The following is a 15534-nucleotide window of genomic DNA, read 5'->3' as shown; positions in this document are numbered from 1 at the left end:
GCTCTTCGAGGTTGCCCAAACAAAGCGAACAAGTGCACATTCAAGAGTTAGAGTTTTGTTTGTAAGTCCGTAGAGGTAGACTTTAATTTATGTCGCAGCGAATAAATTCGCTAAACATTTATGCTATCGAGCAATTGATATTGACTCTTCGACTGCCACAACAGATTCGTTAGTTACTTTGTGCCGTGCCAGAACATATAAAGCAAGAATACCGCAAAGAGTACTTAGAGCGACAACTAACCATGAATGGTGAGAAATATTTTGTGGTTGATCTATTGCCCAACCTCCAACAATAGGACCAATAAAATAACCAATAGACCAACATTGGTAGCTGATTGCTAGATACACTCCTCGTAGTGAAGGCGGTGCTAACTCGGCAACAATTGCTGGAGCAAAAGGTTTATAGATAATGGAGGCAACTGATAACACGCTAAATGCAGCAACTATCAATGCAAACCGGATTGATGAATCTACTCCAGTAGCCCAAACTAAGAAAAATCCTGTCCCCCACAATAGCATAGAAATCATTAAAACTTTGATTTTTACTAATGAGCCTAAAATTTGGACAAGAGGTAACTGTAAGACTGCGCCCAAACCGACATAACACCATGTAAATAGATTGGCAACACTTGTTAATGAGCTTGCTGTATTTTGAGTTGTATTCTGCGGTAGCAATGTGAAGTATAGAGGTAAAGTGCTGCTAACTAAAGCAACATAAGTAGTAAACAGAACATTAACAACAACAAATAGCCTCAGAGCGCGATCTTTGAGAGCGATCGCAAATCCTTGAAGTGTATTGGTATCATGAGAAGTGTCATGCCGTGTTTCAATAATCGCAACTTGAATGAGCACCAGAAATACAAGAAACAAAACTCCACTCAAAACAAAAAGTGCTTCAATGCGATGAACCAGGGTAAGCAATAATCCCCCGCTAAAAACTCCTAGACCATTACCTATACTGTCTGCTAGAACTAAAATTGCGAATGCATGGTGACGCTGTTCTGAAGTTGTTACATCAATCACTGCAGCATCAGCTGCAGTCCAATAACAACCCGCACTCAAACCCATAATTAAGTTTGCAACAACTAGCAGTGGTAAATTGTGAGTCAGCACCAAAACAAGTGCAGCAAAGATTGACAAAATAGCAGAGATGAATAGTGTTTTTTTACGACCATACTGAGAATCTGCTAGATAGCCACCCAAGAAATGACCGATAACACCCGCAAGGGAACCACTACCAATTCCAATTCCGACTGCAGTTGCAGATAAACCTATTTGTTTAACGAAGATCAGCGGAATGTAAAACTGAATCAACCCATAACCTGTTTGGTAGAGTAATCGACCGATCGCTTGAAACCAAACTTGTCGGTTTGATAGTTGAAAGAAATAGGGCAAATAAGTCATGTGGCTAGTTGCTAGTTGCTAGTGACTAGTTGCTCATCACTCATTACTAATCACTAACCACTCTAGATATTAGATACTACCTATCTACCCTAACTTCTTATGATTATCGCGATTGCATTTGAGCATTGAGTGTTTTTTCGATGCGATCGCGTGTTTCTTCTAAATGGGCTTTTGTATATTCATCAAACTTATTTGAGCGCGATAAAGTTCGATTCAAGTGACCGCGAAGTTGTCTTAGTTTATACCAAGCAAGTGTACGGGCATCTTCTGGTACAGAGGAGTTACGTAGCACCATTGCCGTGAGAATCTTTAGGTGTTCTCGTTGTAAAGCACGACGTAGACTATTAATATCAGGATTGCGTCGGTCTGGTTCGATGACTTCTGTCCAAATATCATTTTGGAGAGTATCAAATAACTCTGGTAGCGTTAATACAGTTTCAGCTTCACTTTTGAGTTCAATATCACGCAAACGAACCAAGCGATCGCCTGAGAGTAACTCTTTGAGTACCAAACTTTGCATCAAGTTCACACTATCGTGAATTGGGTAGTCAAGACGCCCTAGCGTGACATCGCTACCCCAGTGTCGCCATCGTGACGGTGCTAATTTGTTGAGTAAATCGGGTGGAAAATTAAAAGCATCCGCTGCAAAGATGTATTTCTCTAATGTTGCTAGCGCTTGACGCTGTTTTTCTACAGGTACAGGTTCAAATGGTAGTCTCCCGTCAGGATCTCCAGCATGGTTGCGTGAGAAAGTTTGCCCACCAATGTATTTCGTTGTGTAGTAAGTATGGCGCAGGTAATGTAGAAACACCGCATCAAATAACTCACTCAATTTGGCATAACTTTCTCCTGTTTTTGGATAACGTTTATGCAAGCGATCCCACATCACACGCGAGTTTTCCAATTGCCACTGTGAGTAACGCAGCACATCACTACTATTATCCCAAGCATTCACTTCGGGATCGAGGTCAAACAAATCTTCATCAGTAGCATAGGCGAGTTCTGATTGTGCGGAACGCTGTGCGATTTCATCTAAAAACGGCTTTTCAGCGATCGGGTGTGCTGCATCAGTTGGGGTATAGCCATATTGAATTGCCCAAACATCGTAAGGACCAACAACTGAGGGAAAATAATCTCCTTGCTGCATTCCTTGTGGTGCTAAATTTGGTGGAATGTAATCCATCACCGAGGTTGTCAAACCCCTAATTTGGGTAACAGTTGTATTATTTAATTCTTCTGGTTGCAATAATGTGCTACCACGGAAATTGTGCCGTAGACCCAAAGTGTGTCCTATTTCATGAGCGATAATGAGTCGTAAGTATTGATGAATATAATCTTTCATCTGATCGCTGTTTGGTGCTGTGTCTTGAAACAGCGATAGTGCTAAGGACCCGATCGCAAACTGGTTGAGTGCCTCAATGCCATAACACAGATCGTATTCTATTGCCATTTGTGATAGCGGTGACAAACGCGAAGGAACTGGGCTGGCAATACCAGCGGCACTTGCTAAGGTTGGTTGTGAGTCACCCTGGCGTAACTCATTGGTACAAAGATTACCAGAAGCCCCCATCATATGAGATAGTAATGATGTTGGTTGTGTTTGATGTTGTTGGATTAAATTACGATATTCGTGCTTAAGTCGGCGGACAAAGCTAGCATCAACTAAAATATCGGCATCTAAGATTTCTCCTGTTAAAGGATTAACGCGAGATGGTCCTAAAGCAAAAAAGCCATCGACGGTGTTAATCCAGCGAATTGTGTTATAGCGCACATCAGCAGGGTCCCACTTAGCATCATTAGGCATTTGCTTGACTTGTATAGCATCTTTAAATCCTGCTTTTTCAAAAGCTTGGTTCCACATCAAAACGCCTTCTTTGATCGCTTCGCGGTATTCTAGCGGAACAGCATTTTCAATCCAAAAGACAATCGGCTTTTTGGGTAGTGATAGCGGGGCATTGGGATCTTGTTTTTCGAGATCCCAGCGATTAATGTAACGAACGAAAGGATCGCTGCGATCGTCATTGGAAAAGTCCTGATAAGCTGTAATAAAATAGCCCACGCGTTCATCAGCTAGACGCGGACGATAATTGCTGTTTTTGGGTAATTCAGAAAAACTGTAGCGGACGCGCAGAGTTAAGGCGCGGCTATCTGGTATTGTTGATAAATTTGCTGGATTACTACTATTGGTTGAAGAAAAGCCATAGACTGACTCGATCTCAACATTTAAGGGAAAAGCTTTAGCATCACCAAAATGCGATTTTTTGCTGTCAAGTTGATAGGGAACTGACAGCATTGTTGACAGGTGCGACGATAACCCTGGAACATCACTGAGGAGAAGATCTCCTAAATCTACAAGAATTGTTTGATTTTGGGGATGAATGCTTTTGATCGGTAAAGCGTAAAGAACCGAATCACTAAACGAACGTGCTAGCGATCGCGCTTGCGGATCTCCAGGACTTGTCCGAAAGTTTACGTTGCGTACTACAAAATGTAAGTTATTGTTAACACGACGAAAATAAAATAAGAAGTCTTGTAAAGGCATTCCACTATAAATTCCACGTTCGCCAATACCCGATTCCATAGTAATCGTGCCCAAGAAGTTTTGATTTAACTGCTGCGGCTTGATCTCCAAATAAATTTTGCCTGTATCTTTGTGCGTGTAGAGAGTATATAATCCTGCTACTTTTGTTGTATCTTTAACAACCTCATGAAACGGTTGTAAGTCAGCTTGCTTATTTGTATTTTTTGTTACTAAATATTCTGGAATATTAGGTTTGTTTTCGTCTTTGACAGGTTGTAAAAATGGCTGTTTTGCCGTTTTGTCATTATCTGCTACCCAAACAAACGGTTGACGCTGTGGCTTGTCATCTTGGAGTACCCACACTCCTGGTGGTAGCTTTTGCAAAGGGTTGTCCTCTGTTGGAATCTCTGTTAGTTGTGACTGCGAAGGTATAGCAGCAATCCCAGCGATCGCCGGTTTAATCCCAACAAATAATAAACTTTGTAGTAATACAATATATAATGGTAGCCTCTTCATCCCACCAATTCCTTCACTGGTTTCTCAGCGTTTAAATTTATATAGCAGTGTTTACTAATTCCTTCATTTCCTCACCACCACAAGCTATCTTGTTATCCTGAGTTAACACGAATATTAGACTAGAAGCCCTGCTTGCTAGTGTGTATTATTCCCAAAAATTGTTATTTTATTAACAGTCATATCTTACTTTTACATTTAATTCAGCAGGATGCTGAGAAGTTATGTACAAAATTAATTGTTATTAGCATTAATGTTAAATTCTGCAACTCATAACCTCTACGACGTGTGCAAGCAGTTTCTCCAAAAAGATAGCTGTCAACGTTCACTACAACTTCAGCAGCTTGGTTTAGCACGTTATGCTGATTTCTTAACGCAAATACACTTAAACGAAGCAAACATAGCTTGTGTTATGCGTTTTTTTCAAAACCCTAGTCGTGTCAAATTTCCTCAGCTTCAAGGTGCAGATCTATCTAATTTAATTTTAGACCACAGCAATTTGATTCGGGGCGATTTATCTAGTGCAAACTTGCAAGGTAGTAGTCTTGTTAATGCTGATTTAATATTTGCCAATTTTACGAGGGCAAACTTGAGAAATGCTAATTTGACTGGTGCAACATTAAATGCAACGATTTGGTTGGAGACGATAGTTGAGAACTGTAATTTTGGTACGGGTATTGGACTAACTGATATTCAGCGACAGAATTTAATAATACGTAACGCTCAGTTCGATTGAATTATATTTAAAATATTTAACTATTCAAAGTATAAAAAAACACATTAAGATAGCTTACTTCAGTGAATATACTTATATACCCTTTGTTTATTAGATAGCAACTTCAGAATTGTGAAGGGTAGTTTTAGCTTATCTTCAATAAAAAATGAATGGGTCATACAGAGGGTTTCGCTTTTGGCGTAAAGTGTTTTTAGTAAAAAGAATTCTCAAGCAAAAGGCATGATTTTAACACTTCCGCGAAAGTTTCTGTTACTTGGTTCAGGCGAACTAGGTAAAGAATTTGTGATTGCAGCGCAACGGCTAGGAAATTTTATTGTTGCGGTTGATCGTTATGCTAATGCCCCAGCAATGCAGGTTGCTGATGGATGTGAAGTTATTTCTATGTTGAATGGTGATGATTTAGAAGCTGTTATAGAGAAACATCAACCCGATTTCATTATTCCAGAAATTGAAGCAATTAGAACTGAAAAATTACTTGAATTTGAACAACGCGGGATTACTGTTATCCCAACTGCTAAAGCAACTAATTTTACAATGAACCGCGATCGCATTCGCGAACTAGCACACGTTCAACTTGGAATTCGGACTGCTAAATATGCTTATGCGGCTAGTTTAGATGAATTAGTTACCGCTGCTCAAGTTATTGGTTTTCCAAATGTAGTTAAACCAATTATGTCTTCATCAGGAAAAGGTCAAGCAGTAGTTTATCAACCTGAGGAAGTAACAACAGCTTGGAATTATGCCATAAAAAATTCCAGAGGAGATAGTCAAAAACTTATTGTTGAAGAATTTATTCAGTTTCAAACTGAAATTACACTCTTAACAATTAAGCAGTGGAATGCGCCAACATTTTTTTGTCCAGCAATTGGACATCGTCAAGAAAATGGAGATTATCAAGAATCTTGGCAACCTGCTAAAATTTCAAATGAGTTATTAGTTGAAGCACAGGCGATCGCCCAAAAAGTTACTGATGCTTTGGGTGGTGCAGGAATTTTTGGAGTAGAGTTTTTTGTTACCAAAGATGAAGTCATATTTTCGGAACTTTCACCTCGACCTCATGATACAGGCATGGTAACATTAATTTCGCAAAATCTTAATGAGTTTGAGTTACACCTGCGGGCTGTTTTAGGATTACCGATACCGCAAATTGAATTGTTAGCACCTTCAGCAAGTGCAGTTATCTTAGCTCATGAATACGCCAATCGAGTTTCATATACTGGTGTTGCAGAGGCTTTAGCAGAAAATGTTGAATTGCGCTTATTTGGCAAGCCAGATGCACGCCCAGGGCGACGAATGGGAGTAGCCTTGGCTAAAGGTATAAATGTAGAGGAAGCAAGAGAAAAAGCACTACAAGCTGCCAGCAAAGTTAAAGTTGTTTAAAAATATGTTTCCTACCTTTCTACCATCGCAAGTACAGCTACTTAAGGAAAAGGCAGCAATTGCTTTAGCTCAAAGTATTCAGCGTAAGTCGATTGTAACTTCGTTGAGTAAACAGGCGATCGCGACAGCTTATGTGTGTCAAGGTACAGGTAAACCAATTTTACTGCTACATGGATTTGATAGTTCAGTCTTAGAGTTTCGCTATCTTCTACCATTACTCGCTAAATCTCGTCAGACTTGGGCAGTCGATCTACTCGGATTTGGTTTTACTGAAAGAATGAGAGAAATTGAATACAATCCAAACTCAATTAAAGCTCATCTTAATAGTTTCTGGAAGCTGATCGATCAACCATTGACATTAGTTGGTGCTTCGATGGGAGGCGCAACAGCAATTGATTTTGCATTGGATTATCCGCAAGCAGTGGAAAAATTAATTTTGATTAATAGTGTAGGTTTTAGTGGTGATTTTCCGCTTGGTAAGTTTTTGTTTTCACCTTTTGATTATTTAGCAATAGAGTATTGGCGACAGCGTAAACTTCAAGCACTCTACTGGGGAAATTACTCGGATTCTCTAGAAGCAATACGTTGTGCATCATTACATTTAGATATGCCTAATTGGTATGAAGCAATGCTGAGTTTTATGAAAAGTGGTGGATATGGTGATTTAGCAGATAAAATTCACGAAATTAGTCAACCTACACTGATTTTATGGGGAGATCGCGATGATACTTTGAGTGTAAATGATGCAACGAAGTTTCAACAGGCGATCGCACATTCTCAACTAATTTGGTTAAAGAATTGCGGTCATGTTCCCCAATTAGAACAACCAAAAATTTTAGCTAATTATATTCAAGCGTATTTAAATGATGTGTAGCTTATGTAATATCTATTTAATATTAAGATGTGGGGTAGATAACTTGCTTGCCTATACTTAACGGCTATCTTTCACTTGAATTAGGGTAACTTACATACAATTCAGTCAATTTAACTACTACAGCTAATCCTAATAGTAAAGGTGTCAGCCAATCTCCCCAACGAACATATAAAGTTTGTGTAGTACGTCGATAGATTGTTTCTGCATGTAATTCGTAAGTGTTGATGTCAGATATCCACAATGTTCTACCGTGCGGATCGACAATACCTGAGTAACCTGTATTTGTTGCGCGTACTGCCCAACGCTCTGTTTCTATTGCTCGCATGGTATCTTGAGCATGGTGTTGTGCTGGCATTGAAGGGCTGTAATGTGCGTTGTTTGCAGCGCTGAGGATAAATTGTCCGCCTGCTGCTGCTTGATATCGTACTTGTTCAGGGAACGCAGAACTATAACAAATTACGGCGATCGCACGTCCAAAAGGTGTGTCAAATATTTGATCTGGCAAACCTGGTACTTGTCTAGCTTCTAGGGGAGACAACCGTTGAATTAATCCTCCTAAAACCTGTTCAAATGGAATGTATTCACCAATCGGTACTAATTTGACTTTGTCGTAGCGACTGAATTCGCCTTTTTCAGTAAGAGTAAATATGCTGTTGGTGTAACTTTGTCCTTGTTCGCCAAATGCACCGATCCAAGCGGTTACGCCTTTTTCTTGTACGGCCGAGTACAAAGAAGTACGCTGTACCTCACTCCACATAAAAGGTAAAGCCCCTTCTGGTGTCAGAACTGCCTCAACTCCTTGATCAACTAAGGTAAGATAGCCTTCAGTGTAACCTGCGATCGCTCGTCGCAATCCTTCAGGATAAAGTTTGATCGGATTAGGAATATTACCTTGAATAATTCCTACTCTCAAAGCAGTCTCTGGTTGTTGTACCAAAGGGCGATTATATAAACCAAACCCAACAAGATGTAACGTCACAAAAAGTATGCAGCCACTGGCAAATACTCTTATTGCAGCCCTTTTATCCTTGATCCCTGACCCCCAACCCCCGCCTGATCTCTCATATTTCATCCATGCTTCAGCTAATAAGGCGTTGACTGCAACAATTGCAGCTGTAACAGTGAGGGAACCAGAAAGTTGTCCTAGATGGAGAATGACTAAGTTATGAGGGCTTTGAGTGTAGGACAGTGAAGTCCAGTATAAAGGTCCTAAACTCCATAAACTTTCTAAACCACACCACAATGCAATGCCAATGAGAATGCGGGTGATTCCTGAACCTTGGCTGAAAACAGTCATACAGACTGCCCAAATTGTTACTAAGACTGCGCCCCAAAGTGTAATCGCAGCCCAGCAAAATAGTGCGATCGCAATACTTGCAAGCCACGGGACTCCCATCCACATCATCGGATGAACGCCAGTAATCCAAGATAAAGCGATACCGTGATAGCCAATTCCCCACAGTACCGCTGAGAGTAGTTTAGTTTTTCGTTTTGTGGGAGATGCAACCAATACCCATAAAGGGACTAGTGCGATCCATGCCAAAAACCATGCTTCGACAGGGGCGACAGTCAGCCCCATGAGCATACCACCAGCTAAAGCAAGAAAACCAGAGGCAAGCATTGCCCACCTCTGATCGTACTGTTTACTCAATCTCGTTTTCACAATCGGCATTTTGCTGGTCTGTAGCCCTTAGTTATCTGACTCTGTTGCTTCGCTAACATCAGGAGGAACTAAAGCAACAGCAGCGATCGCATCGTCTTCGTCTAAGCGCTGCACGCGTACGCCAGTAGCAGAACGCGATTGTGGTGATATAGCTTTGACAGCTTGACGGATAATAATTCCGCGACTTGTCACCATCATGAGTTCATCAACTTCATTCACAATCCTCAATGCGGCTAGTTGATCTTTAAATCCTTTGCGTGCTTTGAACTTAGTTGCAATCTTACCTTTTGTTGCTCGATTGTATAATTTGAATTGAGTGACTGGTACGCGCTTACCGTAACCACCCATTGTAATAATTAACACCCACGGACCTTGCGTGCTGTTTTCCAGCAATTCGCCATTGTCTTCTGTCTCATCCTCAATCTCAATATCTTCTTCAGTATCCGCAGTGACACTATCATTAATGTTTGCCAAGACTGAACTAGGAAGAATATCCATACCGATAAGTTCGTCTCCCTCACGCAGTTTCATTGCTTTTACACCGCGTGTTGCCCTACCAAGAGGACGTAGTTGCTCGTGATCAGTTCTAAAATGAATTGCCATACCATAGCGCGAACCGATGATAATGCTATCTTCTACACGTGCCCGTCGTACCCAACGCAGTTGATCGCCTTCTTCTAAAGAAATTGCAATCAAGCCATTTGCCCGAATATTACTGAAGGCACTGAGTTCAGTTTTTTTGATGTAACCGCCCCGCGTCAGCATGACGAGATATTCATCACTACTGAATTCGCTGACTGGAACAACCGATGTAATTTTTTCTCCCTTGGGAATTGGTAGCATTTGGACAATTGGCGTACCGCGACTTGTCCGCGAACCAATAGGAATTTGGTAAGCTTTGAGGCAATAAACAACACCGCGATCGCTAAAGAATAAAACACTATCGTGGTCGCAACATGTTAAGAAATGCTCAATGCCGTCATCTTCTTTCATGCGGGTTGCGGCTTTGCCACGAGTTGCCCGACTTTGTGCCTCAAAGGCATTCACTGGCATTCTCTTGATGTAACCTTGCTCAGTAACAAGAATTAAAGCTTTCTCGTTTGCAATTAAATCAGTATCGCCAATCTCACCTTTATCAGGTTCAATAACTGTACGGCGCGGCGTTGCATGAGCTGCTTTAATCTGAGTAACTTCGTTTTCAATAATTTCTAAAACACGTTCGCGGCGTGCCAAAATATCGCGTAAATCGGCGATCTGTACTTGTAATTCCTCGTGTTCTTGACGAATTTTCTCAGCTTCTAATGCTGTGAGGCGTCGCAATTGCATTTGTAAGATTGCATCTGCTTGGGCATCAGATAAACCATATCTTTCGATCAGTTCATGACGTGCAGTTGGGGCATCTGCTGCATGGCGAATTAATTCAATAATTCCATCCAAGTTGGCAAGAGCAATTAATAAACCTTGCAGTAAGTGATCGCGTTCTTCGGCTTTGCGCAGTTCATAGCGCGTTCTGCGACTAATTGCTTCAATGCGGAAGTCTAAGAAGACATTTAGGAACTGCTTGATGGTGAGTAATTGCGGTTCGCCATTTACCAAAGCCAGCATATTGGCTCCAAAGTTGGCTTGTAAAGGCGTTTGCTTATACAAGTTATTGAGAACAACACGCGGGTAAGCTGTGCCTTTCAACTCAATGACAACTCGCATCCCATCGCGATCGCTTTCGTCTCGGATATCAGCAATACCTTCTAACCGCTTTTCGTTAACCATTTCCGCAATGCGTTCGATCAATGCGGCTTTGTTGGTTTGATATGGCAGTTCAGTAATGATAATCGCTTCGCGATCGGGTCGTCCGCGTTGTTCGATTGTTTCCAGATTAGCGACACCACGCATGGTAATAGAACCACGCCCTGTCGTATAAGCTTCGCGAATTCCACTTGTGCCTAATACCTGTCCTCCTGTAGGAAAATCAGGTCCAGGAATGTATTGCATTAACTGGTTATCAGTAATTTCTGGATTGTGAATCAATGCAACTAATCCATCAATTAATTCACCCAAGTTATGTGGAGGAATGTTTGTCGCCATTCCCACCGCAATTCCTGAAGCACCGTTGAGTAAAAGCTGCGGAACTCGTGCAGGTAGGACAATTGGTTCTTGTTGCGAACCATCAAAGTTATCGGTAAAGTCTACGGTTTCTGATTCAATATCTCGAAGGAGAGCATCACCTGTAAAGGCTTGCAAACGACATTCTGTGTATCGCATTGCTGCTGGTGGATCGTTATCTACGGAACCAAAGTTTCCGTGTCCATTGATCAATGGCAATCGCATTGAGAAATCCTGTGCCATCCGTACCAGTGCGTCATACACCGATCCATCACCGTGAGGATGGTATTTACCTAAAACTTCCCCAACAACACGAGCACATTTCCGAAACGGGCGATCTGCGGTTAAACCCAATTCATGCATTGCATAAAGAATGCGGCGATGCACAGGTTTCAGACCATCCCTGGCATCCGGCAGCGCCCGACCTACAATGACGCTCATAGCGTACTCTAAATAGGAGCGGGACATCTCATTACGCAGATCAGTTGGGATAATCCTATCCTGACTTGTCATATGGTGAAAAACTCCAAAAATCTAAGATTTTTAGTCGTTAAAGTGGAAAAACGCCAAATTACTCCACTTTTCTGCTAAATATTTGTTAAATAATGATACAATTCTAGCATATTTTCTCTACGACTGGAGGAAGCAGCTTGGCGAATGAATTCGCTGCTAGATAAACAAAGTCCACGGATTTAGAGTCTTGAGTTTAAAACTTAAAATTCAAATCTCTTGAAACTTCGTTGAGGTAGCGCAAAAGAGAGTCGAAGGGCATCTGTGACTGATGCAGGAGATTTAGAGCATAAGAATTTAAGTCGCAAGGTAGTGTGTAAACTTGAAAAAAGCAGTTTAAGCTGTGGCAAGTTAGATAGAAAGCTCCCATGACAGAAAAAGAACGCCCAGAAGATGTACTATCACCAGAAGTGTTAGACAAAATCAAACATCCGCCAGCAATTGATGATGTCATGCAACAATTGCCAACAGAAGAAGTCACTGGTAATCCAGCAATGACACCGCCAATGCATGATACGCCGATGGATGATAGAAGCGACTTGAAACGAGATGAGTAAGGCTACAATTTAGATTCAGTAGTCCATGCTGTTTTGTTTGTAATATGCTGCCAGTGATCTATTCGGATGAGTTTTTGGAACACAAAACTGGACGGTTTCACCCAGAAACACCTAAGCGATTAAGCGCGATCGCAACAGCACTACAACAATCAAAGTTTGCACACCATCTAGAGTGGCGATCGCCTACGCCGGTAAATGAATCTCCAGCATTAGCATTTGTAGAACGTATTCATACACCGAAGTACATCGAACTTGTTCGCTACATAGCAAACACTGGCGGCGGTTATTTAGAAGCAGATACACTCGTTTCGCCACGCAGCTATGACGTTGCCTTGTTAGCAGTCAGTGCGTGGCTAGATGGTGTTAGCATTGTTTTAGAGAATCACAATCCAGCTTTTGTTCTAACACGTCCCCCAGGACATCATGCTGAAAGCGATCGCGGTATGGGTTTTTGTCTTTTCTCCAACGCGGCGATCGCTGCACACTACGCTTTAGAGCAACCTGATATTAACCGAGTTGCTATTCTTGATTGGGACGTACATCATGGTAACGGTACTCAAGCGATCGTCGAAAATCATCCTCAGATAGCTTTTTGCTCACTTCATCAGTCTCCTTGCTACCCTGGAACTGGACAAGCATCTGAGCAAGGTAAATATAACAACGTTCTCAATCTACCTGTGTCTCCTGGTAGTACAATGGCAGTCTATCAACCCTTGTTTGAAGAAAAAGTTGTTCCTTTCTTGTCCAACTTTCAACCAGACTTATTAATTGTTAGTGCAGGATACGACGCCAATGCGGCTGATCCTTTAGCAGAAATCGCACTACAACCTCATGATTACAGCAAGTTTACTGAATATTGTCTACAGCTGACTCCCAAAGTCGTTTTTGGCTTAGAGGGTGGCTACGACTTCGCAGCACTTTCTCAATCAGTTGTCGCTACGTTGGAAAAATGCTTGATTAGTATTTAACTCGATTTGTAGCAAGAACATACATGGCTTTTAAATATAAACGGTAATTCAATATACATTTGAAGTAAACTTATCGAAAAAAACATTTTCTTTGAAAAGAAAAGCTTTTAGCCGTATAATTACAGGTGTAACAAATTGTTAAGCAGGTAGATATAGTAATTTCTCTGTGGAATTTAACCGTAATAGCGTGGAGAAATAAGGAAGAGCTACCATCTAAAGTTGAGTGTAAGAATAATGACAACGTATATTTTGTTCGAGAATGCCCTAGAAATGCTAAAAAATGCATACCTTGCATCTACGCTTGGATTAATTATAGTTTCTGGGATTGGTTTAGTAGCGATCGCACTTGTAGAGAAAGACACACCAGCTTCTAAAACACAGCAACATCATCACGTCTAAACATTTCATCCATCCTAGGGTACATTTTCCTCCTTCTTTGGATATACTTATCTGAACTAGATTTCTGCCACAGAAGGAACTTTGGGTATGACCTGCGTAGAGTTGGAAAGAGAAATTGCCAAAATAGTCATGGCGATGATGACTCGGAACATACAAATTGGACAAGATTTAATCAGTCATCTCAACTCCCAACTTTCTACAGAAGCAGCAGCAGGAGTCATAATTATTTGCATTGAGCGTGTATTGTGGTTAGATCCCAGTGCGGTAATTTGGACAATAGCTCATCTTTTGCCTGTTGGCATCCGACAAGAGATTCAGAAGACTTTTCTTGTACACTTCTATAAGCACTTAATTTTTCAAGGTTTTCTTCCTGGCAAAGACTTTAGTGTTGATGGCAACAGTCAGTTACTGTTGAACTCGCAAGCTAAGTTAGCCATCTTTGGTAATTCAAAATTGAAAAACATCAAAAGTACTTAGTAACAGAATCGCTGTAAAGTAAGAAACAGAGATTCCCTAATTGATCTGTTCATTACCCTTACCTATGCCTTGTGGCACGTTAAATCAACTTATTCAAGTTTTAGCTGCTAAATCAGTTTTGTCCGATACTGAGTTAACTTTTCAGTTTACAGGTGTTAATACAGATACTCGCATTATCGAACCAGGTGATATTTTTGTTGCACTACGAGGGGAAAAGTTTGACGGTCACGCATTTGTAACAGCAGCTTTAGACAAAGGTGCGATCGCCGCTATCGTTGATTCTAAATTTCAAGCACCAAACGAATCACTACCACTACTGCAAGTAGAAAATACTTTAGAGGCTTATCAAAAAATTGCGCATTGGTGGCGCCAGCAATTTTCAATTCCCGTCATTGCAATTACGGGTTCTGTTGGCAAAACGACAACTAAAGAGTTGATGGCTGCAGTTTTAGCAACTCAGGGTCATGTTCTCAAGACACAGGCAAATTACAATAATGAAATTGGCGTCCCTAAAACCTTACTGGAACTGAGTTCTGAACACAACTACGCAGTCATTGAAATGGCAATGCGTGCGAAAGGAGAAATTGCCTTATTAACACAAATAGCTTGTCCGACGATCGGCGTGATTACAAATGTAGGAACTGCACATATCGAAAGATTAGGTTCAGAACAAGCGATCGCTGAGGCTAAGTGTGAGTTATTAGCGCAAATGTCAAATTCAGCGATGGGGATTCTCAATCATGACAATTCCCGTCTGATGACAACCGCTGCAACAGTATGGCGAGGTCAAACTGTTACGTATGGTTTAGCAGGTGGAGATGTACGCGGAGAAATTACTGACAATCAAATATTAGTCGATGGCAGGTATTTGCCTTTACCATTACCAGGGCGACACAATGCCATAAATTTTCTTGCTGCTTTGGCTGTTGCCAAGGTTTTACAAATTGATTGGTCAAACTTAATTGATTTAGTTGTTGATATGCCAAGTGGGCGATCGCAACGTCACGAATTACCCAATGATGTGGTACTCTTAGATGAAAGTTATAATGCTGCACCAGAAGCTATGCAAGCAGCGCTGCATCTACTAGCAGAAACACCAGGAAAGCGGCGGATTGCGGTGTTAGGTGCGATGAAAGAACTGGGAGAGCGATCGCGGCAATTGCATCAAGAAGTTGGTAATTTAGTAAGTCAACTTAATATTGATTTATTGATAGTTCTAGTTGACGGTGAAGATGCAGAAGCGATCGCAACAAGCGCAGTAGAGATTCCCACTGAATGTTTTTCTAACCACGAAAATATCGTAAAACGCTTGAGAGAGGTTGTCAAAGAAGGCGATCGTATTCTTGTTAAAGCTGCACATTCGGTAGGACTCGATCGTATCGTCAATGATTTTCGTAACAAGTCAAATTTGTAAGTAATAAGATATCCATTT

Annotated in this window: 12 protein-coding genes; 8 read left to right on the top strand and 4 right to left on the bottom strand. The window is 41.1% G+C overall.

Annotation, left to right across the window (positions count from 1 at the left end; translation table 11 throughout):
- Window positions 1-123 precede the first annotated feature (123 nt).
- Window positions 124-1404 carry an MFS transporter gene (locus CSQ79_RS13845; protein WP_099701769.1) on the bottom strand — a complete coding sequence of 427 codons (1281 nt, stop codon included), beginning with the start codon at window positions 1402-1404 and terminating at the stop codon, window positions 124-126.
- A gap of 103 nt (window positions 1405-1507) precedes the next feature.
- Window positions 1508-4441 (bottom strand): zinc-dependent metalloprotease, encoded by a 2934-nt coding sequence (locus CSQ79_RS13840; protein ID WP_099701768.1) that lies wholly within the window; start codon window positions 4439-4441, stop codon window positions 1508-1510.
- Window positions 4442-4691: 250 nt separating this feature from the next.
- Here CSQ79_RS13840 and CSQ79_RS13835 point away from each other — a divergent pair, with 250 nt between their 5' ends.
- The 3 genes from CSQ79_RS13835 to CSQ79_RS13825 all read left to right on the top strand — a co-directional run bounded on the left by CSQ79_RS13835 (window position 4692) and on the right by CSQ79_RS13825 (window position 7428).
- Complete coding sequence (locus CSQ79_RS13835; RefSeq protein ID WP_099701767.1) at window positions 4692-5174, top strand: pentapeptide repeat-containing protein; 483 nt, start codon at window positions 4692-4694, stop codon at window positions 5172-5174.
- 219 nt (window positions 5175-5393) lie between these two features.
- Window positions 5394-6554 carry a formate-dependent phosphoribosylglycinamide formyltransferase gene (gene purT / locus CSQ79_RS13830; protein WP_099701766.1) on the top strand — a complete coding sequence of 387 codons (1161 nt, stop codon included), beginning with the start codon at window positions 5394-5396 and terminating at the stop codon, window positions 6552-6554.
- Between the two features lie 4 nt (window positions 6555-6558).
- Complete coding sequence (locus tag CSQ79_RS13825) at window positions 6559-7428, top strand: alpha/beta fold hydrolase (RefSeq protein WP_099701765.1); 870 nt, start codon at window positions 6559-6561, stop codon at window positions 7426-7428.
- A gap of 64 nt (window positions 7429-7492) precedes the next feature.
- On the opposite strand, the gene lnt is transcribed toward CSQ79_RS13825, so the two are convergent.
- Both lnt and gyrA read right to left on the bottom strand, forming a co-directional pair.
- Window positions 7493-9049, bottom strand: a complete 1557-nt coding sequence (gene lnt / locus CSQ79_RS13820) for an apolipoprotein N-acyltransferase (protein ID WP_099701979.1) — start codon at window positions 9047-9049, stop codon at window positions 7493-7495.
- Between the two features lie 69 nt (window positions 9050-9118).
- Window positions 9119-11704, bottom strand: coding sequence for a DNA topoisomerase (ATP-hydrolyzing) subunit A (gene gyrA / locus CSQ79_RS13815; protein ID WP_099701764.1), 2586 nt, complete (start codon window positions 11702-11704; stop codon window positions 9119-9121).
- A 365-nt stretch (window positions 11705-12069) separates the two neighbouring features.
- On the opposite strand from gyrA, the gene CSQ79_RS13810 reads away from it, so the two are divergent.
- The 5 genes from CSQ79_RS13810 to CSQ79_RS13795 all read left to right on the top strand — a co-directional run bounded on the left by CSQ79_RS13810 (window position 12070) and on the right by CSQ79_RS13795 (window position 15516).
- A complete protein-coding gene (locus CSQ79_RS13810) occupies window positions 12070-12258 on the top strand; it encodes a hypothetical protein (RefSeq protein ID WP_099701763.1) in 189 nt (62 codons plus the stop codon).
- Window positions 12259-12302: 44 nt separating this feature from the next.
- Entirely contained in the window at window positions 12303-13226 is a 924-nt protein-coding gene (locus CSQ79_RS13805; protein WP_099701762.1) for a histone deacetylase family protein, read from the top strand.
- Window positions 13227-13460: 234 nt separating this feature from the next.
- Window positions 13461-13625: a hypothetical protein gene (locus CSQ79_RS27795; protein ID WP_289501126.1), complete on the top strand. Its 165-nt coding sequence runs from the start codon at window positions 13461-13463 to the stop codon at window positions 13623-13625.
- Between the two features lie 87 nt (window positions 13626-13712).
- Complete coding sequence (locus CSQ79_RS13800) at window positions 13713-14102, top strand: hypothetical protein (protein WP_099701761.1); 390 nt, start codon at window positions 13713-13715, stop codon at window positions 14100-14102.
- A 64-nt stretch (window positions 14103-14166) separates the two neighbouring features.
- Complete coding sequence (locus CSQ79_RS13795) at window positions 14167-15516, top strand: UDP-N-acetylmuramoyl-tripeptide--D-alanyl-D-alanine ligase (protein ID WP_099701760.1); 1350 nt, start codon at window positions 14167-14169, stop codon at window positions 15514-15516.
- Window positions 15517-15534: the final 18 nt, after the last annotated feature.

Source organism: Gloeocapsopsis sp. IPPAS B-1203 (assembly GCF_002749975.1).
Lineage (GTDB): Bacteria > Cyanobacteriota > Cyanobacteriia > Cyanobacteriales > Chroococcidiopsidaceae > Gloeocapsopsis.
Note: the sequence above shows the minus strand (reverse complement) of the source record. Positions and strands in the feature narration are given on the sequence as shown.